Raw genomic sequence first — 24,774 nt, forward strand, 5'->3', positions numbered from 1 at the left:
AAGGAAAGGTGCTTCATGGCTCTGCGTGTCTACAATACCCTCTCCGGCGGCAAGGAAGAGTTCCGGCCGCTGGTCCCTGGCAAGGTCGGCATGTACGTCTGCGGCGTCACTGTCTACGACTACTGCCACATTGGCCATGCCCGGGCCAACATCGTCTTCGACATCGTCTACCGCTATCTGAAATTTTCCGGATACGAGGTGAACTACGTCCGCAACTACACCGACGTCGACGACAAGATCATCAACCGGGCCAACGAGCGGGGGATCGACAGCCAGGCCCTGGCCGAGGAATTCATCCACGCTTTCGACGAGGATATGGCCGCCCTCGGCCTCGACCTGCCGACCTGCCAGCCCAAGGCGACGGAGCACATCCCCCAGATCATCGCCATCGTCGAGCGTCTCATCGAACGGGGGATGGCCTATCCTTCGGGCGGCGATGTCTACTTCTCCGTGGAGAAGTTCCCCGGCTACCTCAAGCTCTCCAAGCGCAACCTCGACGAGATGCGTGCTGGCGCCCGCATCGCCCCCGGCGAGCAGAAGCGCAATCCGATGGATTTCGCCCTGTGGAAGGCGGCCAAGCCCGGCGAACCTTCCTGGGAGTCCCCCTGGGGTCCGGGACGCCCTGGCTGGCATATCGAATGCTCGGCCATGAGCATGCAATATCTCGGCGAGTCCTTCGACATCCACGGCGGCGGCAAGGACCTGGTTTTCCCCCACCACGAGAACGAAATCGCCCAGAGTGAAGGGGCGAGCGGCAAACCCTTCGTCAAGTACTGGCTGCACAACGGCTTCGTCAACGTCAACCAGGAGAAGATGAGCAAGTCGCTGGGCAACTTCTTCACCATCCGCGACATCCTGCAAAAGTACGATGCCGAGGTGGTGCGCTTCTTCATTCTCTCCGCCCATTACCGCTCGCCCATCGATTTCTCCGACCAGAACCTGGAGGATGCCAAGGCCGGGCTCAGCCGTTTTTATGAAGCGCTCAAGGCCGCCGACGATACCCTGGCCGCTCAGACAACGCCGGGAACGTCCGGCGGCGAGGTGCCGGCGGAGCTGCGGGAGATCCTCGACCGCGTCGCCACGGTGGAAGAGCGTTTCCGCGAGGCGATGGACGACGATTTCAACACCGCCCTGGCTATCGGTCATCTTTTCGATCTGGTGCGGGGGTTGAACCGCATCGTCGCCGAGAAATCCCTGCAGGAGAGTCCGATGCTACGAAACGGGCTGCGGGAAGGACGCGAGCAGTTGCGCCGCCTGGGGGGTGTCCTCGGCCTCTTCGAATCGGAACCGGACGCCTGGCTGGAGAAGCAGAAAAATGCCGGACTCAAGGCCGGAGGGCTGAGCGCCGAAGCGATCGAGGCGCTGATCGTGGAACGGCGGCAGGCGCGGGCCAATCGCGACTTCGCCCGCGCCGACCGGATTCGCGACGAACTCGATGCCCAGGGAATCATGCTCCTCGACTCCAAGGAGGGGACGACCTGGAAGCTGAAATAGCTTCTTATGCCTTCCGAAGAAACACACAAAACCCGGCTGAATGCCGGGTTTTGTGCTGTTGACAGCAAAAAGCGTTCTATTGTATATATTTAATCATGCCGTTTCACTGAGGTTGTCCTCAACCTCCCCCTCCTTAACCCGCTTCCTTCTCGAAAAGATATCCGCCAATGCCGCATTTGCTCTCCTTCTTCGACAAGGTCTGCCGTCGTCCGGTGCTTCTCATCCTTTGCATCGTTTTCCTCTTTTCGCTTCCCGCTCTCGGCCATGCCGAACTCTTGCGCCTGGCCGTGGTCGGGGTGAGCAACGCCACCGACGAGCCGGAATTCGGCAAACTGCTCATTGCCCAGGGGATCGCCCATCTGGTGGCGCAAGAGCTGTACGACACCGGCCGCTATGTGCCGGTGGAGGACAACGCGGAGATTTCCGGGCGGATCGAGGAGTTGGTAGCTCGGGCCGCGCTCTCTTCCGAGGCAACGGCGGATAGCGTTGACCGCGCCGCGTTAGGTTGCGATGCCGTGGCTTCGGCGCGCATCGTCAAGTTCGACAAGTCCCGCTTTCGGGGCTTCGCCGGCCCTTTTTCCAGCAGTAAGGTCAAGGTGGAGCTGACCGTGGAAGTTTCCGTGCGGGAAGGAGAAAATCCACCGCTAAAAGGCCAGGGAAGCGGCAGCGGCACGACCAAAGCGCGGGGCGTGCTCTTTCAGATTCGCGAAGATCAGGTCCATTTTGACCAGACCAGCGTCGGCCAGGCGACTCAGGAAGCCGTCGCCCAAGCCGTGGCCGGAATCATGAGTCAAAGGGGGGAGGGACAATGAGACGACTGATTTTATGGCTGATGCCGATCCTTTTTTGTGGACTTTTCTCCGGCTGCGCCACGACCTATGTGGAAGAAAAAGAACCCGCCAAGGCGACGTCGGATCAGGAGAGCTTTCCTCCCTATGACGGCCCCAAGACCGTGGTCGCCGTGTTGCCCCTCGGTCTTTCCGAACGGGCCGCGAAAGCCTATCCCCATCTGCTGGCCAAGGATGTCGGCCTCGGCATTCACAACCGGGTCATCGAAACCCTTTACGACACCAACCGCTTCCGCTTCGTCGAGGAAAAGCCCGAGGTGGTCAAGGATGTCCTCGACCGCCAATGGCTGAGCATGGCCGGCATGGTCGACCAGAGTACCGCTGTGGAGATGGGCAAGTTGCTCGGCGCACAAAAGGTCATTTACGGCGAAGTTTATGATTTCGCCCAGGGGGGGGAGCAGGTCAGTGGCTTCTCCTCGCGCAGTAATTTCAATACCCGCATGGGCGTGCAGGTGCGCTGCGTCGATGTGGAAACCCTCGAATACGTTCCCGGCAGCGGCACGGGGCGTGGCGGCGACGTCGGCGAAGCGTCGGAGTCGGCGATCCGCGAAGCTGTGGCCGGTCTCATCCGGCGGCTGAAATAATCAGGAAACCGTCTTCCATCTTTTACCTCAGGAGGTCCTATGAAAAAAGTGTTGGTCTTGCATCTGCTGCTCGTCGCATTTGTGACGGGGGTCTTTATCTCGCCGGCGGCAGCCTACACCGCCAACAACCTGGATGAGCTCGGTGCCATTTACGACGAGCATTTCGGTGAGGACTTCGGTGAGGTCGAAGTCAACGGGACATGGATTTATTGGGAAACTGACACGCTAACCGGTGAGTCGTGGATTATGATTGGGGACCAGTCCGCGCACATCGATATAAACGATCGTGAGGCGGTGATTCTGCTCGTTGCCCAGGAACTGGGCATTCCCCTGACCTCGGCCGGATCCCTCGATGAGCCGACCTCGGCCTCGGCGACGACCTCGCGCCTGGTCTTTACCGAACTGGTCGTCCCCACCGTGCAGACGACGACCGAGAAGAACCGTCAGGCGGCGCAGAAAGCCCAGGGCGCGGTGCGCACCTTCGGCGGATCGCTGCGCACCGAGTGGGTGGACAAGGCCGGTGATGAAAACGGTATGGTCAGCGGTTTCAATCTGGGACTGGCCTACGACGTGGACAACTTTACCTTCGGCGTGATGCTCCCCTACGACTACTTCGATTTCGACAGTTTCAGCGCCAACCGTATCGGTTCCATCCTCTTCGGCCAGTACCACCTGAGCCTGACCGAGGAACTCGAAGCGACCTTCACCGCCAACCTCAACTACATGTTCACCGACGATTTTTTGCTTTTCGGTAAGGAAGACGATTTCAGTACTTTCGGCGGCGGTCTCAGCGCCGGGTTGCGTTACAGCCAGGAACTCTATGAACTCGGCTGCGGGGTTTCCTACCAGTACAATCAGGACGATGTCGATCTTGAGGACGACAGCCAGGATCTGGTCAAGCTCGGCGCCAACGTCGGCTATCGCGTCACCCCCGACCAGGTCGTCAACCTCTTCGGCACCTGGACCTACGATGCCACCAACTACAAATACGATTACGGCGACACCGATTACTTCGAAATCGGCACCGAATACCGCGCCAACTTCTCCGACACCTGGGCCCTCAACGTCGGCTACCGCAAGGTCGTCGATCTCGAAGACTACGATTCGGACATGGTCTACCTCGGCACGACCTGGCAGTTCTAGCCAAGGTTCTCCCACGAATGAAAAAGGCGGCCTGCGGGCCGCCTTTTTTGTGGATGAGTGGGCAACTGCGTTTTGACCTCTCATGTAATTTCACAGCGCGTCCTCAATTGGCAACGAACCGCTAAATGTCACCTTCACCCAGTTCAGTATCGCGAGGTTGCGGATGGACGAGGCAATGGCATCATGTTTATCCGCGTTGTTCCAATGGCGTTTCCACTTGAGAACGTAATCGTACACCTCCTGCTCACTGACTTTACCATTTGGGTTCAGTTTCTTGAGTTCTCGGACCGCATAAAAAACGGTGGTGACCTCCTCGGCCTGCTGCGTGCTCTTGATCCGACTGAATAGATCGACGGTTTTATTAATCTTTGGCAGGAAATCGCGGAATTCGTCAGCAAACTTCTCGCGGATCGCCGGATATTCCGGACCGATTTTCAGAGCGGTCATCTGTCCAAGCTGGATTTCATAAATAAGATTGGCATTGGCGAAGGTACTCAGCGCCGTTTTGACCTCATCCGAGAAAGGACCGTAACTGTTCTGTCGAAACTGGAACCCGGTCTTTATTCCCTGCTCGGTCATGGTGTAGCAAATTTTCTGGAAGATCGTCCGCCCTACCGGGTTGGCATAGGGCTGCCTTTCAAGCCGATACAGGACTTCGAGCAACGCGACCCATTCCGCTGTTAATTTGTGTTGCGCCCGTTTGTGTGCTTGTGCTTTTTCAAGAGACGCCGACTGTGACAGGAACTCTGTGGTCAATTGCTGACGAGGGGTTCCGAACGGCGCATAAATTTCAATGTCGATGTCAAGCGGGGAGAGCTTCTGGTACATGATCGGTCCGATGACGCTCCACTCCAGACCCCCGTTGCCGCACCCGAGAGGCGGAAACGCAATCGATTCGATTCCCCACTCACGATACTTCTCGGTGAAAATGTCCAACCCCCGGATAACGTCCTCGACCTTGGATGGCGAACGCCAATGGTCCTTGGTCGGGAAGTTCAGGATCGAGGTCCCGAACAGGTCGTCATACAGATAGGGGTCACCGGGCTTGACCTGCTTGTCCGCGCAACGCCGGGCATAGTCGTCGAAAAGCTCGGGGTAACGCTTCTTGAACTCCAGCGCGACTCCCTTCCCCATGACGCCGACACAGTTCACCGTGTTGACCAGGGTGTGGGCCTTGCTCTCGAACAGGTTGCCGATGAGAATTTTAATCATGAGAACACCTCAGGCGAAAAACAGTTGCCGGTTTGTGGTAATAGGGCGATCGAAGCCGGTCTGACGTAGCTTTGCCTCGACGGCGGCATCGAACACATAGGCACCTATGACCAAATCGGCTGGAACCCGGTGCGGAACCAGAACCTCGGCGCATTTGACCGACTTTCTGCGCCATTGTTCGAGCGGATCTTCGCTGGTCCAATATGTCGCGAAAATCAGATTGAAATCCAGTTCGCGTAGCCCTTCTGGCGACTTGAGGAAACGCACGTAGTCACTGGAAGCGTTCCGGTCGGCCAGGACAACGTCCGGCAAGGTCAGTACATGCTTGTCAACGCGCAAGACGCACAGGCTTGACGCTTCGTCCTTCCTCAGAAACAGCATCGGGTTACGGGCGCAAAAGTACAGATTGGCATATTGATGCAGGTTCAGGCCGCCAGGCACCCGCCTCACGTCGCGGCGTTGCTGAATTTCCGCCAAGGCCACGGAGTCGTGTGGCAGTTTGGCCGCCTCTTCATGGGACAGGATACCATGCTTCATCACCGAAGGGATATTGACCAGAGGCATGATGCTGTGTAGTTCGGTTAAGCGGTGCGGCATGGTTCAACCCCTTGGGTGTTACCCAATACTTGCATCAACGCCGAACTCCGCCCGTTTAACTTGCCGTCGCGTATCCGTTCGAAGCAGTTGGAGTAATCCACCGGCGAAAGGAAGAAGAAGTCCCTACACGGTTTGCCTCCCGCCGGGATGGTCCCGTTCAATCGTTCGAAATGCGCCGTTCCGTCTGCCAGCGCGATTTCAGCCTCGGTCAGGGCGTGCTTGACGGCGGCGAGGGAGAAGTAGGCGCTTTGCCCCTTGAGGGCGGGGAGGATGTGGGTGAAGAGGAACGATTTTTTGGATATTTGGACCATGGTATTTTAATACTCCGCCAGCGCATCCAAACGAAACACCGCATCCGGCTCGTTCTTGCCCGTTTTTTCGTTGAACCGCAGCGTCATCCAGCGACCGGAGCCTTCCTTCATGACCATCAGCGGTTTGCGGTCGCGCTCCTCGATGATGCGGACCAGTTCTTCCTTGGAATAGCGTTCGTATTTGGAAGCCATTGGGCCATTTCTCAAAACAGGATAAAGGATGGGTTGCCTTCGGTCTTTCGTCCCAAAGGTCGACAAGTGTCCTCCGTTCGGAGCCGCTCCACGATATAACACCGCGCCATTTTTGTAAATTATTCAACTACCCAGCCACTTAAGCATTCCCTCCCGTCAAGGGAGGGGGAATCTCCTATGGCGGTAGATTAGTGCTAATCAGCACGAACTTTATGGTATAAATTCATCCCATGGCCCAATTCATCCTCAAATCCGATTACCAGCCCCGGGGCGATCAACCCCAGGCGATCAAGGAACTGGTCGAGGGCATCGCGCGTGGCGATAAGCATCAGGTGCTACTCGGCGTTACCGGCAGCGGCAAGACCTTCACTATGGCCAATGTCGTCGCCCAAGTCCAGCGGCCGACGCTGGTGCTGGCCCACAACAAGACCTTGGCCGCCCAGCTTTACGGCGAGTTCAAGGAGCTTTTCCCCGATAACGCCGTCGAATATTTCGTCAGCTACTACGACTATTACCAGCCCGAAGCCTACGTCCCCTCGACCGACACCTACATCGAAAAAGACTCGGCGATCAACGAGGAGATCGACAAGCTGCGCCACAGCGCCACCCGCAGCCTGCTGTCGCGACGAGACGTGCTCATCGTCGCTTCGGTCTCCTGCATTTACGGTCTCGGCTCGCCGGAAGCCTACTTCGGTATGCTCGTCGCCCTGGCGGAGGGGCAGGAGCTCCCCCGCAACGACCTGCTCAAACGTCTGGTGGAGATCCAGTACCAGCGCAACGACGTCGATTTTCATCGCGGCACCTTCCGGGTGCGGGGGGACACGGTGGAGATCTTCCCCGCCTACGAGGAAAACCGGGCGATCCGCGTCGAGTTTTTCGGCGACGAAATCGAAGCGATCAGCGAGATCGACCCGATTCGCGGCAAGGTCATCGACCGCATCGGCAAAACGACCATCTTTCCCGCCAGCCACTACGTGGCGACCCGCCCGACCCTGGAGCGGGCGATCAAGGAGATTCAGGACGAGCTGCTGGCGCGCATCCAGCACTTTCGCGCCAACAACCAGCTTTTAGAGGCCCAGCGCATCGAGCAGCGCACCCTCTTCGACATCGAGATGATGGAGGAGATGGGCTACTGCCAGGGGATCGAGAACTACTCGCGGCTGCTCGACGGCCGCCCCGCCGGTTCGCCGCCGGCGACGCTGTTCGACTACTTCCCCGACGACGCCCTGCTCTTCATCGACGAGAGCCACGTTTCCGTCTCCCAGGTCGGCGCCATGTATCGCGGCGACCGGTCGCGCAAGGAAACCCTGGTCAATTACGGCTTCCGCCTGCCGTCGGCTCTGGACAACCGGCCGCTGACCTTCGAGGAGTTCGAGGCCAAGGGCATCCAGACCGTCTACGTCTCGGCAACCCCGGCCGACTACGAGCTGCGGAAGGCCGAAGGGGTGGTGGTCGAACAGATCGTCCGCCCCACCGGCCTGGTCGACCCGCCCATCGAGGTGCGCCCGGCGACGGAGCAGGTCGACGATCTCATCCACGAAATCCGGCTCGCCGTCGACAGGCAGGAGCGGGTGCTGGTCACCACCTTGACCAAGCGCATGGCCGAGGATCTCACCGGCTACTTGCAGGAACTCGGCATCAAGGTTCGCTACCTCCATTCGGACATCCACACCGTCGAGCGCATGGAGATCATCCGCGATCTGCGCCAGGGCAAGTTCGACGTGCTCATCGGCATCAACTTGCTGCGCGAGGGGCTCGACCTTCCCGAGGTGGCGTTGGTGACGATCCTCGACGCCGATAAGGAAGGTTTTCTGCGCAGTGCCCGCTCCCTCATCCAGACCTGCGGCCGCGCCGCCCGTAACGTCAACGGCCGGGTGATCATGTACGCCGACCGGGTCACCAAGTCGATGCAGGCCTGCCTCGACGAAACCGCCCGGCGCCGCGCCACCCAGCTTGCCTACAACGCCGAGCACGGCATTACCCCGGAGACGGTCAAGAAGAGCCTGCGCACCATCCTTGAAGATATCGCCGAGAAGGATTATGTGGAACTGCCGAAGGTGGCGGAGGAGTTCGAGGAGTACGGCGGTCCCGAGAAGCTGAAAAAGGAGATCAACCGAATGAAGAAGGCGATGCTCGCCGCCGCCGCCGATCTCGATTTCGAGAAGGCCGCCGAGCTGCGGGACCGGATGCTGGCGCTGGAAAAGCGGGAGTTGCAGTTGCGGGACTAAGAAAATGGGGGGCGGCCGGGGGCAATAAAAAGCAGGGGGGATTTTCCGTAACGCTGGAAAATCCCCCCTGCTTTGTTTCAGATTGCCGACCGGGCGGCTCAGTATTTGCCGAATTCCGAATCGTCCAGGGCGATCACCTGGCTGGGCGCTTCCTCTTCGAGCTTGTCCCAGCCTTGAGGTTCCGCGGGCCGGTTTTGTGCGGGTCTCGGCGGCTTGGGAGCGGGCAAGCTCCTTGGTGGTGTCTTCATCGACGGGCGCTTGAGGATCGGTGTCGTGCCGGTCTGACCGGCCAGGGTGAAGCGTCGCAGCATGTTCCGCAGTTGTTCGGCCTGGCTGGATAGTTCCTCAGCCGCTGCCGCGCTTTCCTCGGCGTTGGCGGTATTCTGCTGGGTGACCTGATCGATCTGCGACAGGGCGGTGTTGATCTCGGCGATCCCTTGCGCCTGTTCGTTGGAGGCGGCGGCGATCTCCGCCACCAGATCGGTCACCTTGCCGACGCCGTTGACGATCTCGCCGAGGGCCTCGGCGGTTTTGTCGGCGATCTGCGAGCCGGACGCCACTTTGTTGACCGACCCTTCGATCAGATCCGCCGTCTCCCGGGCGGCCTTGGCGCTACGCGCCGCCAGGTTGCGTACCTCCTCGGCGACCACGGCGAAGCCCTTGCCGTGCTGGCCGGCGCGGGCCGCCTCCACCGCCGCGTTCAGCGCCAGCAGGTTGGTCTGGAAGGCGATTTCATCGATGGTCTTGATGATTTTCGAAATGTTCCGGCTGGAGGCGTTGATGTCGCCCATCGCCTCGATCATCTCGACCATGCGCGCGTTCCCCTCGTCGGCCGCCTGCCGGGCCTGACTGGAGAGCCGATTGGCGAGGGTGGCGTTCTCGGCGTTCTGCCGGGTCTGGGCGCCCATCTCGTTCATCGAACTGCCGATTTCCTCCAGCGAGGCGGCCGACTCGGTCGCCCCTTGCGACAGGGATTGACTGGCGTCGGAGACTTCGCTGCTGCCGGAGGCGATCTGTTCGCCGGCGGTCTGGATCTGGAGCATCACCTCGTTCAAGGCGGCGTTGGCTTTGGCCAGGGGTTCGCGGATTACCCCTTGGGCCGCGAAGGTCAGGTCGCCGGCCGCCAGTTTTTCGAAGGCGGTCACCACCTCTTCCCGCAGATTATCGGCGAAGCCGTTCAATGTCCTGGCCAGAATGCCGACTTCGTCGGCGCGGTCGCCGAGGTCGAGACGCTGCTGCAAGTCGCCGGCATTGATCGCCTGGATCATGTTCACGGTTTTACCCAGCGGCCGGGTGATGCCGATGGCGAGCAGCCAGGCGAAAATAGCGCCGATTGCGACACAAAGACCGCTGGCGATCCAGAGGAACGTCTTGGTCCGCGCGACGCTGGCGGCGACGGCCGACTGTTGCGCGTCCCGGGCCGCCGTGACCAGCTCGTCGATTTCTCCCCCAATGGTCATGGCGGTATCCGCGGCGGCTTTTGCTTGCGGGGTCAGGGCGGCGATTTCCTTGTCGCTGTCCGCCAGGGTCTTGAAGGCGGTCCGATAATTCTGCAACTGGGGATAAATGGCGGATTTGGCGTTTTCGTCGAGAGCGGATTCCTCAACCAGGCGCGTCAAATCGGCGAGCGCCTGCTCGGCTTTGCCCAGGTATTTTTCATCCCCCCGCAGCATGTAGTCTTTTTCATGGCGGCGCAGGGTCAGGTAAAGCACTTCCCCTTGTTGAAAGCCAAGCTCCTGCAGAACCTTCTCCACATTGTGGGCGGCGGCGCGGAATTCGCCGTATAAGCCTGACTTTTCGTCCAGGCCGCGTTTCACCGTGGCATCGACCAGTTTTTTGAAGGATTCCCGGTAGCGCCCGATTTCGTCGAGAATCTGCCGGGCCTTCCCCTTGATTTGTTCATCCTCGGTGTTTTCGACGATTTTCTTGATCTGGTTTTCGCCGATCCCGAGGTATTCCGTCACCCGGTCAGGATATTTGAGATCCCGGCGCATGAGAAAATCTTTTTCGCTACGGCGCACTTCCAGAAGGGAGACCTTTATTCCGTCAGTTTGTTCCTTGATGAAATTTTCTTTGGCGATATCCACCTGATAGGTGGTCGCGACCCGATCCAGGGAATAACCGCCGAGAGCGCCGACCACCACCGTCAGCAGCAACACCACGCCAAATCCGACCAACAGTTTTTGCCCGATATTCATTCCCGTGCGCTCCTTTTTGGTTGAGGTTCTCGGTTCGTTCGCAACATGTGTCCGCAAGGTGTTGCAAGGGTCCAGTTGCTTCGGAGGTCTTTTTCGGCGATCCGTCTTGAACCGGCGATTGGCGAGAAAGGACCAATTGATTATCAGCAAAATCCGTACCTATTTCCCATAATATTACAGGTAATCATGGGTTGCCGAAGCTTGGGACGGCGCTGGCCCGCGAGTATCGAGGGGAGGATGATTCGAGCCGACATTAACGGAATGCATTTCGTTCGGAACGTGGTATAAATTGGAGCGATTTTTTGACGCCGAGACGGCTTTTTTGACGGAGGGGCGAACGCCCTTTGGCGGAGGCTCCAGCCTTCTTGTTACTGCTCAACCGAGGACGATATCGATGAACTTCGCCGAACAATTCAAGGATGCCTGTGGTTTCGGGGTACTGGCGCAGATTGGCAATCGCCCGAGCCACGCCCTGGTCGAGGACGCTATCCGCGCCCTCTCGCGCATGATGCACCGGGGAGCGGTGGCCGCCGACGGCAAGACCGGCGACGGCTGCGGCCTGCTCTGCGCCCTGCCGACCGCCTTTTTCCGCCGGATGGCGGCCGAGAACGGCTGTTCGCTGCCCGAGCGGTTTGCCGTGGCGATGCTCTTTCTCACCGACGAGGCCCGGCAGTTGGCGGTTTTCGAAGAGGTCTGCGAGAAGAACGACCTGCGCCTGCTGTGGACGCGGGAGGTGCCGGTCGATACCGAAGCGCTGGGAGTGCACGCTCTGGCGATGTTGCCGAAAATCCGCCAGGCTTTCGTGGTGCCGGCGGCGCTCATCGCCACCCGGCGTTTCGATGCCCTGCTCTATCTGACCCGCAAGGAGGTCGAGCACCGGCTGGCCGACGACCGGGATTTCTACATCCCCTCCTTTTCCCGCAAGACCGTCGCCTACAAGGGTCTGGTCATGCCGAGCCATCTGCGCACCCTCTATCCCGATCTGCGTCAGGAGGATTTCGCCAGTTCCTTCGTTGTCTTCCACCAGCGTTTTTCCACCAATACCCTGCCCCGTTGGCGACTGGCCCAGCCGATGCGCACCCTGGCCCACAACGGCGAAATCAACTCGCTGCACGCCAACCGCTTCAACGCCCGCCACAAGTTCAACGAGGCGAAAAGCCTGGTCTTTTCCGAGGCCGAGTTGGCCCGACTCTTCCCGCTTTTCGAAGAGGGGGTGAGTGACAGCGCCAGCCTCGACAATATGCTGGAATTCCTGCTCGCCAACGGCATCGACTTCTTCAAGGCGGTACGCAGTCTGATTCCGCCGCCGCGCCACAACGTGTCGCACATGCCTTCTCGGCTGCGTTCCTTCTATGAGTACACCTCGGCCGCCTTCGAACCCTGGGACGGCCCGGCGGCGCTGACCGTCACCGACGGCCGCTACGTCGGCTGCGTTCTCGACCGCAACGGCCTGCGTCCCGCCAAATATCTCATCACCAGCGACGACCGCTTGCTCATTGCCAGCGAATACGGGGTGCTCGACATTCCGCCGGAGCGGGTGCGCGAACGGGGGCGCTTGCAGAGCGGCGAGATGATCGCCGCCGACCTGGAGCAGGGGCGGATCTTCTACACCCGCGATATCGACCGCTATCTGATGGAGTCCCAGCCCTACAGCGAGTGGCTGACCGACCGCACCTTCTATCTGCAAGAGTTCATCGAGCATCAGTTCGACGATCTCAGCGATTACGCCCAAGTTGATCTCGACCGCTTTCAGCGCTTTTTCAACGTCACCCACGAGAGCCTCGAAATGATCGTCCGCCCCATGCTTGAAGGGGGCAAGGAGCCGACCGGTTCGATGGGGGACGACACGCCGATGGCGGCTTTTTCCGAGGCGCCGCGCAATTTCACCGACTTTTTCCGGCAAAACTTCGCCCAGGTGACCAATCCGCCCATCGACCCCTACCGGGAAAAGGCGGTGATGTCGACCACCATCGGCTTCGGCTGCCTCGGTAATCCCCTGGTCGAAAGCCCGGAGCGCGCCCGCCGTCTGAAGAGCATTTCACCGATCCTCTCCCGGGACATCTTCGACGCCCTCCTCTCCTTTGGTGACCCGGCGCGACCGCGCTTCGAGGCGGACTACAAATACCGGACCTTCGCCACCATCTTCGATGGCGATCTGCGCGGCAGCCTGCAACGCCTCGGCGAAGAGGTGCTCGCGGCGGTGCGGGAGGAGGCGGTGCGGGTCGTGGTGCTCGACGACCGGGGCGTCGACGACAAACGGAAAATCATCCCCATGGCCATGGCCGTCGGCTACCTCAACCAGCAATTGCTGGCGGCGAAGCTGCGCCATCGGGTCAACCTGGTCGCCGTTACCGGCGAGGTCAACGATTCCCACGCCGCTTGCGTGCTGCTCGGCTACGGTGTGACCGCCATCTATCCCTGGCTGCTCTACGCCACCAGCTACGAGCTTTGCCGCCGGCGGGAGCTGTCGACCAAGGAGATCCGCCGCTCGCTGAAGAACCTCTACGACGCCATGACCAAGGGGATTCTCAAGATCATGTCGAAGATGGGGATCAGCACCGTCTCCAGCTATCGCAACGCGGCCCTCTTCGATATTGTCGGCCTCTCCCGCGAACTGGTCGGCGACTGTTTTCCTGGGAGCGCCCTGCATCTGCCGGGACTGGGCTACGAGGAGGTCGAAAAGCGCCTGGCGCAGCGGCACCGCGCCGTCTTCCACGAAAGTTACCTGACCCCGATCTATCCCCTGGGAATCGGCAGTTTCTACCAGAACAACCCCGCAGGGGAGTATCACGACCTCGGCGCCCACACCGTGACCCTGCTGCACCGGTTCGCCGCGAGCCTACAGCGCGACGATTATCTGCACTTCCGCAAGCGGATCGAAGGCCGGGGACATCGCTTTGTCCGCGATTTTTTCACCTGGAAGAGCGACCGGTCGCCGCTGTCCCTGGACGAGGTCGAGTCGGTGGAGGCGATCACGGGCCGCTTCGATTCGGCGGCCATGTCCCTCGGTTCCATTTCCCCCGAAGCCCACGAAGCCCTGGCCGAGGCGATGCGCATCCTCGGCGGCGCCTCCAACAGCGGCGAGGGGGGCGAATCACCGGAGCGGCTGAAGACCAGCCGCAACAGCAAAATCAAGCAGGTCGCCTCGGGCCGTTTCGGGGTAACCCCCGAATGCCTGCGCAGCGCCGAACAGATCCAGATCAAGGTTGCGCAGGGGGCCAAGCCCGGCGAAGGGGGACAACTTCCGGGGGACAAGGTGACGGCACTGATTGCGAGCCTGCGCTACACCCTGCCGGGCGTTACTCTGATTTCGCCGCCGCCCCACCACGATATCTACTCCATCGAGGATCTCGCCCAGCTCATCTTCGACCTGCGCCAGGTCAATCCACGGGCGAAGATCAGCGTCAAGCTCGTTTCCTGCGGCGGGGTCGGCACCATCGCCGCCGGGGTCGCCAAGTGCTACGCCGACCGCATCGTCATCTCCGGCTGCGAGGGGGGGACCGGCGCCGCGCCGCTGACTTCGATCAAGCACGCCGGTAATCCCTGGGAACTGGGACTGGCCGAGGCGCACAACAGCCTCAAGGCCAACCATCTGCGGGAACTGGTGGAGCTGCAGGCGGACGGTGGCCTCAAGATCGGCGCCGACGTGGTCAAGGCGGCGCTGCTCGGCGCCGAATCTTACGGCTTCGGCACCGCGCTCCTGGTGATGCTCGGCTGCAAGATGCTGCGGGTCTGCCATCTCAACCGCTGCACCGTGGGGGTGGCGACCCAGGACGCCAACCTGCGCGAGCATTTCGTCGGCACCGTCGACAAACTGGTCGCTTACTTGCGCAACGTCGCCGAGGACGTGCGCGAGATTCTCGCCCACCTTGGCTATCGCAGCCTGGACGAGGTCATTGGCCGCAGCGATCTGCTCGCTGTGGTCGACCATCCCGAGTCCGCGCCCTTCGATTTCTCCCAGGTGCTGTGCCGTATTGAGGGAGATGATCGCCGGCGGCGGCCCAATCCCCCCTTTGACGACAACGCCTTCGAGAAGGACGTCCTCAAAGAAGTCCAGCCGGCGATCCGCGACCCCCGTGTCGAGGTGGTGGTGGAACGGGAGATCCGCAACGTCAATCGCAGCTTTGGCGCCCTGCTCAGCGGTGAGGTCGCCCATTATTACGGCAACGCCGGCCTGCCTCGCGAAGCAGTCACCCTGCGCCTGACCGGGGTCGCCGGGCAATCCCTCGGCGCCTTTCTGCTCGATGGGCTGAACATCCATCTCAGCGGGGTCGGCAACGACTACGTCGGCAAGGGGATGCACGGCGGGCGTATCGTCATCGTTCCCGGCGTCTACCAGGAAGGGGCCTCGGCCGTGGGCAACACCTGCCTGTACGGGGCCACCGGCGGCAAGCTGTTCGTCGCCGGCACCGCCGGCGAGCGCTTCGCCGTGCGCAATTCGGGGGCGCTGGCGGTGGTGGAGGGGACCGGCGACCACGCCTGCGAATACATGACCGGCGGCACCGTCGTCATTCTAGGCGAGACCGGCATCAACTTCGGCGCCGGCATGACCGGCGGCGCGGCTTTTGTCTACGACCGGGCCAAACATTTCATCGACAAGCTCAACCGCGAGCTGGTCGAGGCGCGGCGCATCGACGTGGATGACGACAGCGACGGTAAGATCTATCTGAAAAAGATCCTGCTCAGCTATCACAACCGCACCCGCAGCCCCAAGGCGCGGCGGATTCTCGACCATTTCCGCGAGGAGCTGGCCTATTTCTGGATGGTCACGCCCAAGGACATGAAGGCGCCGTTGAATCCGAAAGAGGGGGATTGATCATGCAGAATTTTACGACGACTCACCGTCAGGAGCCCGCGAAGGAAAATGCCGCCTTGCGCACGCGGAATTTCGACGAAATTTACCGGTTCTTCTCGATCGCCCAGGCCGCATCCCAGGCTGAGCGCTGCGTTCAGTGCGGCGATCCCTTCTGCGCCGCTATCGGCTGCCCGCTTGGTAACGCCATCCCCCAGTGGCTTGCCGCCATCGCCGGGCGCGATCTGGAAAAGGCCTTCTGGCTCGCCAACGAAACCTCACCCTTTCCCGAGATTCTCGGCCGCATCTGCCCGCACAGCCATTTGTGTGAGGGGGCCTGCACTCTGAACGACGGCTACGGGGCGATCAGCATCGGCGCTATCGAGGCCTCCATCGTCGATCTCGGTTTTGCCGCCGGGCTGAAACTTCCCTTTCCCGGCGTCATCCGCCCACAGAAAGTGGCGGTGATCGGTTCCGGTCCAGCCGGGCTCGCCTGCGCCCACTTTCTGTTGCGGGCCGGTATCGGCGTTGATCTGTACGAGCGTGCCCCCGAGCCGGGCGGGCTGCTCGCCATCGGTATCCCCAATTTCAAGCTCGACAAAAACCTCGTGCGGCGGCGCTTCGCCATCCTCCAGGAAGCCGGACTCAACCTTCACCTGAACTGTGAGGTCGGTCGCGATATCGCCTTCGATGAGCTGCTGAACCGCTACGACGCGATCTTTCTCGGTCTCGGCGCCACCGGCGGCAAGCTCCCCCATCTCTCCCACGAACGCCACGGCAACGTCTTTCTCGCCATGGAATTTCTCGGCACGGTGCAGCGGCGGGTTTCCGGGGGGATTCTGGAGCGTCGCTTTGACGTGCGCGGCAAGCGGGTGGTCGTTCTCGGCGGCGGCGACACGGCGATGGACTGCGTGCGCACGGCGATCCGCGAGGGGGCGGAAACGGTTACCTGTGTCTACCGGCGCGACGCGGCGAACATGCCGGGGAGCGTCAAGGAGTATCACAATGCCATCGAGGAGGGGGTGGAGTTCTTCTTTCATCGCGCGCCCAAGCGGATCATCGTCGACGATGATGGGCGGCTAACCGGGGTGGAAGTGCTCGAAACCTGCCTGGCCGAGCCCGACGCCAGGGGCCGACGCCAGGTGACCGAGGTCCCCTGTTCAGAGCATTGCATCCTCGCCGACGTGCTGATCCTCGCCCTCGGCTTCGATGTGGAGGACCACCCCTGGCTGGCGTCGGCGGAACTCCGCAAGAGCTTCAAGCAGCTGGAAGTCGACAAAACCGACGGCCGCACCTCCCACCCCAAGGTTTTCGCCGGCGGCGATTGTCAGCGCGGCGCGCACCTGGCGGTCACCGCCGCCGCCGACGGAAGGCGGGCGGCGCTGGCGATCATGACGCAACTTCTGGGCGGATAAGATTCGGAGGCTGACTTATGTCAAACAAGGAGGAGTCTATGAAAAAGCAATGGATTCTATGGGGACTGTCGCTGCTGCTGACGTTGGCCGGAGTCGCTTTCGGACAGGTGGATCGCAGCGGTGAGGCGGCGGCGCTGATGAAAGGCCTGGAGTCGACCAGTCGCAGCGCTCGCATCGACGCGGCCAAGCGCATTACCCAGGCGGGGCTGACCGATGGAGCGCTCTACGACAGGGTCGCGGCGCTGCTGCGAACCGGCTACGGCGAGGCGGTCGAGGCCAATGCCGTCGATGAAATGGCCTGGCTGTGCAAGGCGTTGGCGGCTTCGGGCGATACCCGGCATCAGCCGCTGCTGGAAGAAGTCGCGACCTCGGCGCCCAGCCCCAAGCTGCAGAAATACGCCCGCGAGAGTATCGATTCTTTCGCCGAATACCAGGAACGTATCAGGGTCCTTAATGCGACGACGGGTTGGAACGCGGCCCTGAGCGATACTGAAAACCGGCTGGTCGGCATGCTTGGCGCGGAAAACGCCGAACTCAAACGGGACGCGGCCAAGACTATCGTCCGCGACAGCCCGGTGGCGGAAGCGGTTTACGATGCCGCGGCCTCGGCCCTGACCGGGATGCTGGCGGCCGGAAGCCTGGACAATCTGTCGGTGGATACGATGGCCTGGCTGTGCAAGGCGTTGGGGGCTTCGGGCAACAGCAAATATGCCCCCGCCCTGGAGCAGGTGGTAGCCACGGGGAACAAGAAGCTCGCCAAGTTTGCCAACGCGGCCTTGCAGGAATTGCAGTAGGCGGGATTCAAGGAAGGACATACGAAAAGGGCGGCCGTGGGGCCGCCCTTTTCGCGTTGATCGTTTGTTGAAACGAAGCTGTTAGTGGCTGCTCTGCTTGGCTTCTTCCTGTTTGGGGGCGGTAACCGCCTTGGCGAAGCCGAACATCACCAGGATGGCGGGGATCAGCTGGGCGGCGACGATCAGGCCACAGAAGCCGAGGAAGATCCAGACGACGATACCGCTGTGGTCGCTGCGGGTTGAGGCGGCGAAGGCCGGAGCGGCGAGGGTGGAAAGAGCCAGGGTGGCGGCGGCGATGCGGGTGGAGAGTTTCATGATGTGCTCCTGTCGAAAAATGAGGGTTGATACAGTCCGTGCAAACGGATTAACGATGGGTGACGCGCTTGCGAAAGAGCTCTTTGGTTCCGCTGAGGAAGAGAATCAGGCCGGGAACCAGCTGCGCGGCGATAATCATGGCGAAGAAGCCGAAGAAGATCAGGGACAAAAGGCCAAAGCCGGATTTTTCGGGAAGATCGGCGGCCCAGGCCGCGGTCGTCGAAGTCAGGGTGATCAGGGTGGTAAGGATCGTGGAAACCGGGTTTTTCATCTATTGCTCCTTGTAACGGAAAAGTTTCGAACTGTTGCTAGTCTATATAGCGAGGAGCGTGCCAAGGTTGGATTTTTCTCATTTTTTCTGCATAAACTATCGAAATGTAAGGATAAAAAACTTCTTTTTAGGTCTTTGCAGGACGGGTCTTGGAGGAGGCGTTGTATAGAGAAAATATACGAAAAGCACCCTCGTCAGCGTCGGGAAGGGCCGGTCTTGTTCACGAAACTAATCGAAAACAAAGGGATTTTTCTTTGGGGAAAAAGGTATGGACAATTTATACAGGGTCTGTATGAGGGGAATTGCCAAAGTGGCAGGAGAAAGCAAGCAGGGCAACCTGGGTTGCGGGGATCGCTGGAGGGAAAAAACCGGCACACCATGACCCACCGCTTGGTTGGTGGATAATCGCTGGCCCCCTCCCCGCGATTATCAGGCCTCCGGATGTGGCAGAAGCCGGAGGGCAGACGGGCCGGTCTTTGACCGCGCGGTGGGTCTGGTGTGCCTCGTTTTAATCTTTATATTAGCCAGAATCGGGCCAACAATTCGCCTCAGTACAGGCAGATTCTTTGATTTCCAAATTTCTTAACAAGTACCGGATTTTATTGGAATTGTTTTTTTGAGATAAGTTGCGTAGAGAAGCCGAGGTCCGGCATTTGGCGGAAAGGGTCCGGCGAATGGCGGTTAGAAAAAGCCCGGGATCACCATTCGCCGGTTCCGAGGAGGGAATTAACGTCGGGCGATTTTTTCCATCAAGGCTTCGACGATGCCGGGGATGCAGTCGGCGAAGATATCCCGCGTGGCCACTTCAAAGGTGGTTGATTGCCGGGTTGCCGGATTATAGAATTCCAGCCGGTAGCTGACCGTCATGATCACGCCCCGGCCGGGCGCCACGGACATTTCCCGAGTGAGGATGGTGCCGAAGAGGATCAGGTCGGGATTCCGGTCGAGGCCAAGACGCGCGGTCAACGGTTCCGACGCCATCCCCTTGATCTCGGTCACCGCCAGTTGCGGGTCGTCAAAGCCGGGCCGAACATGCAGATCCGCATGGAAGAGTCCTTTATCCTTGAACTGCTGGGCAAAGTAAGCCGCTTCTTCCCCCCGGCAGATGTAGAAGGCTTCGCGGGTTTTGGCGAAGGGTCCGACCACCAGGATCCGGCTACCGGGACGCAGACTGCCGATATCGCCGGAGATAACCTGGATTTCGCCGACCCCTTCGGCGGAGCGCATGACCTGACCGTAAATCAGACCACAGCCCGAGAGGACGGTCACCAGCACTAACGGGAGCAGATAACGCAGCGGTTTCATTGAATCCCTCCGAATGAGAGTTTGTGACATTCGAGACAGTTATCCGTGGGGCGATGATGACGAAGCCTGGTCACGTCATGACATTCCCGGCAGGATGGATTGTCGGTAGCCTGCCGATGGGCCTCGGTGTTGGTGCGGCGAGGAGAGAGGGGAGGGATGCGATCGACACAGGCGGTAGAGGCCAGGGTCAGCAGCAGGAACAAGACAATGGTTTTCATGGCGAGAGATCCCTGATGGCGGAAGGGCAAAGGGGGCACCGGCGTCGAAAACGGCCATCGGCTGTCGCGGTCTGGAAAAACTCTAGCAGAGCACTCGAAAAGGCACAAGGATCGGCATGAAGCAAAATGATGAGGTTTGCTTGAGAAAATTTATCGGTCGCTCTTTGCTGTCTGTCCTCTTGGGGGGATGGCTGCTGGTCTGCGCCTGTAGTCCGGCGCGGGAGAACGCTCCCCTGACCTTGGCCGGGGAGGGGCGGCTGATCGTTGAAATGGCGGGATTTCGCAACTCCCAGGGGATGGCGCGGGTGTGGCTTTTTGCTTCGGCGGAAGGTTTTCCCGATGAAGAGAAGGGCGCTCTAGCGAGTGCTCAGGGGGAAATTCGCGACGGCCGCTGCGAGGTGACCTTTCCCCAGCTGCCTTTCGGTGCTTATGCGGTCAGCGTACTGCACGACGAAGATGGCGACAATCGGATGGCTGCTAATCTTTTCGGGATGCCCCGGGAAGGTTTCGGCCTCTCCAATGGTCTCGGCACGCGCCGCCTTGGGCCGCCCGACTTCGCGGAGGCCCGTTTCCTCTTCATGATGGACGGGCTGCGGGTGCCGGTCAGGGTGGAGTATCTCGACCGGCGTCGCGATGAACAGCGCAGGCGGCGGCAATCCCCCTAGCCGTCCGGTTTCCGATGCCCGGTTTATGGTTGCCGCTCTCGTTCGATCGTGCAATACTTTCGCGGATTTGGAAGAAAAAGCGGAAATGGATGGAGGATGTCATGGGCTACAGAAATCTCGCTTCCTGTGTCGCCGATCTGGAACGGACCGGTCAGCTGCGGCGCATCGACGCCGAGGTCGACGCCAATCTCGAAATCGGCGCTATCCAGCGCCGGGTCTACCGGGCCGGCGGGCCGGCGCTGCTCTTCACCAACGTCAAGGGTTGCCCCTTTCCCATGCTCGGCAACCTTTTCGGCACCCTGGAGCGGACCCGCTACATCTTTCGCGATACCCTCAAAACCATTGAAGCGCTGGTCGCCCTCAAGGTCAACCCGGCCCACGCCCTGAAACATCCCCTTGCGGCCCTGCGCGCCCCCCTCGGCGCCTGGCATCTGCTGCCACGCAAAGTCTCCGCTGGGCCGATCCTCACCCATACCACCAGCATCGACCAGTTGCCCCAGCTAAAATCCTGGCCCGACGATGGTGGCGCCTTCATCACCTTGCCCCAGGTCTATTCGGAAGATCCGCTGCGGCCCGGTATTCGCTCTTCCAATCTGGGCATGTACCGGGTACAGATTTCCGGCGGCGACTACGCGCCGAACCAGGAGATCGGCCTGCACTATCAGATCCACCGGGGGATCGGCGTCCATCACGCCGCCGCCATCGAACGGGGCGAACCGCTCAAGGTCAACATCTTCGTCGGTGGGCCCCCCAGCCTGACGGTGGCGGCGGTCATGCCGCTGCCCGAGGGAATGCCCGAGCTGGCCTTTGCCGGGCTCCTCGGCGGACATCGGCTGACCATGGTCACCCCGGAGGGCGGCCTGCCGATGCCGGCGGAAGCCGATTTCGTCATCACCGGCACCATCGACCCGCACAAAACCCTGCCCGAAGGCCCCTTCGGCGACCATCTCGGCTATTACAGCCTGGCCCACGACTTTCCGGTGGTGCGGGTCGAGCGGGTCTATCATCGCGAGGGGGCGATCTGGCCCTTCACCAGCGTCGGCCGGCCGCCCCAGGAAGACACCACCTTCGGCGCCTTCATCCACGAACTGACCGGGCCGCTGATCCCGACGGTGCTGCCGGGCATCCGTGCCGTCCATGCCGTCGACGCCGCCGGGGTCCATCCCCTGCTGCTCGCTGTCGGCAGCGAGCGCTACGTCCCCTATGCCCAAGAAGAACGTCCGCAGGAGCTGCTCACCCTCGGCAACGCCGTCCTCGGCCAAGGGCAGTTGTCGCTGGCTAAGTACCTCTTTATCTGCGCCGGGGAGGACAACCCGGCCCTCGATATCCACGACATCCCGGCCTTCTTCCGTCATGTGCTGGAGCGGGTCGACTGGCGGCGGGACGTGCATTTCCAGACCTGCACCACTATCGACACCCTCGACTACTCGGGGAGCGGCTTCAACGAAGGCTCCAAGGTGGTGATCGCCGCCTGCGGCGACAAACGTCGCGAGCTGCCGACGGAAATCCCCGGCGATCTGAGCCTGCCCGAGGGTTTCACCGCCCCCCGCATCGCCCTCCCCGGCGTGCTGGTGGTGCAGGGGCCGGAATGCCGCTCGCAACGGGGGCGGGAGGATGCTGCCATCGAGGCCTTCTGCCGCTTTTTCGGGGAGGATGACCCGCTCAACCGCTTTCCCCTGGTGGTCATCGGCGACGACAGCGAATTCGCCGGGCGCACCCTCGACAACTGGCTGTGGACGACCTTCACCCGCTCCAATCCCGCCAGCGACATCTACGGCATCGGCGCTAAAACCGTCGCCCGCCACTGGGGTTGCCGCGGCGCGCTGGTCATTGACGCCCGCCGCAAGCCCCACCATGCGCCGCCGCTGCTCGAAGACCCCGCCGTCGAAGCGCGGGTCGACGCCCTCGGCGCCCCCGGTGGGCCGTTGCACGGCATCATCTGAACAAAGGAGTCTTGGCTTATGTGGTCTTTTCTCGGCAGATATCGCGATTTCGGCCTGTTGGTGCTGCGCCTCGGCGTCGGTGCCCTGTTCCTTTTCCACGGCTGGCCCAAGCTGATGGGCGGCCCGGTCAAGTGGGAGTCCCTGGGGACGGCCATGGGCTATCTCGGCATCCATGTCATCCCCGTCTTCTGGGGGCTGATGGCGGCGCTCAGCGAGTTTTTCGGCGGCGTCTGCCTGATCCTCGGCGTGGTTTTTCGCCCCGCCTGCCTGCTCCTCCTCGGCACCATGGCGGTGGCGGCAACGATGCATCTGCAGCGCGGCGACGGTTTGCAGGTCGCCTCCCATGCCATCGAACTCGGCTTCGTCTTCTTCGGTCTGCTCTTCGTCGGGCCGGGACGCTTCGGCTTCGGCCGGGGCTAGGCGAAACATTCGCCGGTTGACGGAGCGGGGGAAGGGTGGTACAAATCCCCTCTCGTTTTTGCACAACATTCTGTACTGATAGTCGAGGTCCGACCATGCTCGATCTGAAATATCTGCGGGACAATCTTGAAGAGGCCCAGCGCCGCCTGGCGACCCGGGGCGAGGAAGCCAACCTGGCGGCCTTTACCGATCTTGATCGGCGTCGGCGCGAACTGCTCGGCGAATCGGAAGCACTCAAAGCCGAGAAGAACCGGGTCTCCGCCATCATCGGCCAGACCAAGGACAAGGGGCAGGTGCAGGGGGAAATTGTCCGGATGAAAGAGGTCTCGGCGCAGATCAAGACCCTCGACGACGAACTCAAGTCGGTGGAGGAAAACCTCCAGGGGCTGCTGCTGCGGATTCCCAATCTTCCCCACGAAGAGACGCCGGTGGGCGCCTCCGAAGCGGACAACCGCGAAGTCAAGCGCTGGGGAGATTTGCCGACCTTCGATTTCGAGCCGCAAGCCCACTGGGATATCGGCGAAGGGCTGGGCATCCTCGACTTTGAACGGGGGACCAAGATCACCGGCACCCGCTTTACCCTCTATCGCGGAGCCGGGGCGCGGCTGGAACGAGCATTGATTAATTTCATGCTTGACCTGCATACGGGCGAGCACAAATATGTTGAAATTTTGCCGCCCTTTATGGTAAACAGGGACTCCATGACGGGGACCGGACAGCTCCCCAAGTTTGAAGACGATCTTTTCCATACCGACGATCCCGATTATTTTCTCATCCCGACGGCGGAAGTTCCGGTCACGAATATTCACCGGAACGAGATCCTCGCGGGAAGCGACCTGCCGGTCTGCTACACGGCCTACACCCCCTGCTTTCGCAAGGAGGCCGGTTCCTACGGCAAGGACACCCGGGGGCTGATTCGTCAGCACCAGTTCAACAAGGTTGAACTGGTCAAGTTCGTCAAGCCCGAGGACTCGGACGCTGAGCTGGCCAAACTGCTCGACAACGCCGAAGAGGTGTTGCGGCGCCTGAAGCTCCCCTACCGGGTGGTCGATCTTTGCTCCGGAGACCTCGGTTTCTCCGCCGCCCGCACCTTCGACATCGAAGTCTGGTTGCCGGGACAGGCCACCTACCGGGAAATCTCCTCCTGCTCCAACTTCCGCGACTATCAGGCGCGGCGGGCGGCGATCCGGTTCCGGCGCGAGGACGGGGAAAAGCCCGAGCTGGTTCACACCCTCAACGGGTCAGGTCTCGCGGTAGGCCGGACGCTGGTCGCCATTCTGGAAAATTACCAGCAGGCCGACGGTTCGGTCTTGGTCCCCGAGGTACTACGCCCCTATATGGGCGGCCTTGAGCGGATCACTAAAGGATAATAAGCCACGGAGGAGTGGCCGAGTGGTTTAAGGCGGCGGTCTTGAAAACCGTTGATCGAAAGATCCGTGGGTTCGAATCCTACCTCCTCCGCCAGTTAATTAAGCAGAATCTTGGTAGGATTCGAAGCGGCGCAAGACGCTTCAGCGAAAATTAAATAGTTGCATACGGAGAGGTGGCCGAGTCGGCTGAAGGCGCTCGCCTGCTAAGCGAGTGTACGGGGTAGACCCGTACCGAGGGTTCGAATCCCTCCCTCTCCGCCATTTAGTTAATTTGCAGGGGCGATTCATGAATCGCCCTGGTCAAAAAAAAGTTGACAATCGCGGCAATTTGCGCGATAAACACCCCTCTCAACACGCACCGCTAGCTCAGCTGGATAGAGCGTCTGACTACGGATCAGAAGGCCGGGAGTTCGAATCTCTCGCGGTGCGCCACTAAAATCAAGGGCTTGGCTGGTTTCC

21 protein-coding genes and 3 tRNA genes are annotated in these 24,774 nt (G+C 60.9%); 15 read left to right on the forward strand and 9 right to left on the reverse strand.

The window, feature by feature from the left end; all coding sequences use genetic code 11:
- Positions 1 to 15: 15 nt before the first annotated feature.
- The 4 genes from cysS (at position 16) to BQ4888_RS14970 (ending at position 4,069) form a co-directional block, all read left to right on the forward strand.
- Positions 16 to 1,494, forward strand: coding sequence for a cysteine--tRNA ligase (gene cysS / locus BQ4888_RS14955; protein WP_092058079.1), 1,479 nt, complete (start codon positions 16 to 18; stop codon positions 1,492 to 1,494).
- A gap of 167 nt (positions 1,495 to 1,661) precedes the next feature.
- The gene (locus BQ4888_RS14960; RefSeq protein WP_092058081.1) at positions 1,662 to 2,306 is read left to right on the forward strand and encodes a hypothetical protein; all 645 of its coding nucleotides are present in this window, start codon (positions 1,662 to 1,664) and stop codon (positions 2,304 to 2,306) included.
- Positions 2,303 to 2,926, forward strand: coding sequence for a CsgG/HfaB family protein (locus BQ4888_RS14965; protein ID WP_092058083.1), 624 nt, complete (start codon positions 2,303 to 2,305; stop codon positions 2,924 to 2,926). Before BQ4888_RS14960 ends, BQ4888_RS14965 begins: the two co-directional genes overlap by 4 nt.
- A gap of 39 nt (positions 2,927 to 2,965) precedes the next feature.
- The gene (locus BQ4888_RS14970) at positions 2,966 to 4,069 is read left to right on the forward strand and encodes an outer membrane protein (RefSeq protein WP_092058084.1); all 1,104 of its coding nucleotides are present in this window, start codon (positions 2,966 to 2,968) and stop codon (positions 4,067 to 4,069) included.
- 90 nt (positions 4,070 to 4,159) lie between these two features.
- Here the strand turns inward: BQ4888_RS14970 and darG are convergent, their stop codons facing one another.
- Genes darG through BQ4888_RS14990 form a run of 4 tightly spaced genes read right to left on the reverse strand, consistent with a single transcriptional unit; the run spans position 4,160 to position 6,381 of the window.
- Positions 4,160 to 5,281 carry a type II toxin-antitoxin system antitoxin DNA ADP-ribosyl glycohydrolase DarG gene (gene darG, locus BQ4888_RS14975; protein WP_092058086.1) on the reverse strand — a complete coding sequence of 374 codons (1,122 nt, stop codon included), beginning with the start codon at positions 5,279 to 5,281 and terminating at the stop codon, positions 4,160 to 4,162.
- Positions 5,282 to 5,290: 9 nt separating this feature from the next.
- On the reverse strand, positions 5,291 to 5,878 hold the full coding sequence (locus BQ4888_RS14980) for a DUF4433 domain-containing protein (RefSeq protein ID WP_092058088.1): 588 nt from the start codon (positions 5,876 to 5,878) through the stop codon (positions 5,291 to 5,293).
- Positions 5,863 to 6,189: a hypothetical protein gene (locus BQ4888_RS14985; RefSeq protein WP_092058091.1), complete on the reverse strand. Its 327-nt coding sequence runs from the start codon at positions 6,187 to 6,189 to the stop codon at positions 5,863 to 5,865. The genes BQ4888_RS14980 and BQ4888_RS14985 overlap by 16 nt, the downstream gene beginning before the upstream one ends.
- Positions 6,190 to 6,195: 6 nt before the next feature.
- Positions 6,196 to 6,381 carry a hypothetical protein gene (locus BQ4888_RS14990; RefSeq protein WP_092058095.1) on the reverse strand — a complete coding sequence of 62 codons (186 nt, stop codon included), beginning with the start codon at positions 6,379 to 6,381 and terminating at the stop codon, positions 6,196 to 6,198.
- A 230-nt stretch (positions 6,382 to 6,611) separates the two neighbouring features.
- Between BQ4888_RS14990 and uvrB the strand changes: the two genes are divergently transcribed.
- Positions 6,612 to 8,609 carry an excinuclease ABC subunit UvrB gene (gene uvrB / locus BQ4888_RS14995; RefSeq protein WP_092058097.1) on the forward strand — a complete coding sequence of 666 codons (1,998 nt, stop codon included), beginning with the start codon at positions 6,612 to 6,614 and terminating at the stop codon, positions 8,607 to 8,609.
- A 98-nt stretch (positions 8,610 to 8,707) separates the two neighbouring features.
- Here uvrB and BQ4888_RS15000 read toward each other — a convergent pair whose 3' ends face one another.
- On the reverse strand, positions 8,708 to 10,807 hold the full coding sequence (locus tag BQ4888_RS15000; RefSeq protein ID WP_092058099.1) for a methyl-accepting chemotaxis protein: 2,100 nt from the start codon (positions 10,805 to 10,807) through the stop codon (positions 8,708 to 8,710).
- Between the two features lie 394 nt (positions 10,808 to 11,201).
- Between BQ4888_RS15000 and gltB the strand changes: the two genes are divergently transcribed.
- From gltB to BQ4888_RS15015, 3 genes are read left to right on the forward strand one after another with little or no spacing between them, the layout of a single operon-like run.
- Positions 11,202 to 15,623 (forward strand): glutamate synthase large subunit, encoded by a 4,422-nt coding sequence (gene gltB / locus BQ4888_RS15005; RefSeq protein WP_092058101.1) that lies wholly within the window; start codon positions 11,202 to 11,204, stop codon positions 15,621 to 15,623.
- A gap of 2 nt (positions 15,624 to 15,625) precedes the next feature.
- Entirely contained in the window at positions 15,626 to 17,014 is a 1,389-nt protein-coding gene (locus BQ4888_RS15010; RefSeq protein WP_092058103.1) for a glutamate synthase subunit beta, read from the forward strand.
- A 38-nt stretch (positions 17,015 to 17,052) separates the two neighbouring features.
- Positions 17,053 to 17,808 carry a hypothetical protein gene (locus BQ4888_RS15015; protein WP_092058105.1) on the forward strand — a complete coding sequence of 252 codons (756 nt, stop codon included), beginning with the start codon at positions 17,053 to 17,055 and terminating at the stop codon, positions 17,806 to 17,808.
- Positions 17,809 to 17,889: 81 nt separating this feature from the next.
- Here BQ4888_RS15015 and BQ4888_RS15020 read toward each other — a convergent pair whose 3' ends face one another.
- The 4 genes from BQ4888_RS15020 to BQ4888_RS15035 all read right to left on the reverse strand — a co-directional run bounded on the left by BQ4888_RS15020 (position 17,890) and on the right by BQ4888_RS15035 (position 19,917).
- A complete protein-coding gene (locus BQ4888_RS15020; protein WP_092058107.1) occupies positions 17,890 to 18,123 on the reverse strand; it encodes a hypothetical protein in 234 nt (77 codons plus the stop codon).
- Positions 18,124 to 18,172: 49 nt separating this feature from the next.
- The gene (locus BQ4888_RS15025) at positions 18,173 to 18,394 is read right to left on the reverse strand and encodes a hypothetical protein (protein WP_092058109.1); all 222 of its coding nucleotides are present in this window, start codon (positions 18,392 to 18,394) and stop codon (positions 18,173 to 18,175) included.
- A 726-nt stretch (positions 18,395 to 19,120) separates the two neighbouring features.
- Complete coding sequence (locus BQ4888_RS15030) at positions 19,121 to 19,699, reverse strand: hypothetical protein (protein WP_092058112.1); 579 nt, start codon at positions 19,697 to 19,699, stop codon at positions 19,121 to 19,123.
- On the reverse strand, positions 19,696 to 19,917 hold the full coding sequence (locus BQ4888_RS15035; RefSeq protein ID WP_092058114.1) for a hypothetical protein: 222 nt from the start codon (positions 19,915 to 19,917) through the stop codon (positions 19,696 to 19,698). Before BQ4888_RS15035 ends, BQ4888_RS15030 begins: the two co-directional genes overlap by 4 nt.
- Positions 19,918 to 20,057: 140 nt before the next feature.
- On the opposite strand from BQ4888_RS15035, the gene BQ4888_RS15040 reads away from it, so the two are divergent.
- The 7 genes from BQ4888_RS15040 (at position 20,058) to BQ4888_RS15070 (ending at position 24,747) form a co-directional block, all read left to right on the forward strand.
- Positions 20,058 to 20,582: a DUF2141 domain-containing protein gene (locus BQ4888_RS15040; protein ID WP_170232900.1), complete on the forward strand. Its 525-nt coding sequence runs from the start codon at positions 20,058 to 20,060 to the stop codon at positions 20,580 to 20,582.
- 101 nt (positions 20,583 to 20,683) lie between these two features.
- Positions 20,684 to 22,525, forward strand: coding sequence for a UbiD family decarboxylase (locus BQ4888_RS15045; protein WP_092058119.1), 1,842 nt, complete (start codon positions 20,684 to 20,686; stop codon positions 22,523 to 22,525).
- Between the two features lie 18 nt (positions 22,526 to 22,543).
- A complete protein-coding gene (locus BQ4888_RS15050) occupies positions 22,544 to 22,945 on the forward strand; it encodes a DoxX family protein (protein WP_092058121.1) in 402 nt (133 codons plus the stop codon).
- Positions 22,946 to 23,040: 95 nt separating this feature from the next.
- Positions 23,041 to 24,315, forward strand: a complete 1,275-nt coding sequence (serS, locus tag BQ4888_RS15055; RefSeq protein WP_092058123.1) for a serine--tRNA ligase — start codon at positions 23,041 to 23,043, stop codon at positions 24,313 to 24,315.
- 8 nt (positions 24,316 to 24,323) lie between these two features.
- Positions 24,324 to 24,409: transfer RNA gene (locus BQ4888_RS15060), tRNA-Ser, on the forward strand.
- A 73-nt stretch (positions 24,410 to 24,482) separates the two neighbouring features.
- Positions 24,483 to 24,576, forward strand: a tRNA-Ser gene (locus BQ4888_RS15065).
- A 94-nt stretch (positions 24,577 to 24,670) separates the two neighbouring features.
- Positions 24,671 to 24,747, forward strand: a tRNA-Arg gene (locus BQ4888_RS15070).
- The last annotated feature ends 27 nt before the right edge of the window (positions 24,748 to 24,774 follow it).

It is taken from the genome of Desulfuromonas acetexigens (genome assembly GCF_900111775.1).
Taxonomy (GTDB): Bacteria; Desulfobacterota; Desulfuromonadia; order Desulfuromonadales; family Trichloromonadaceae; genus Trichloromonas; species Trichloromonas acetexigens.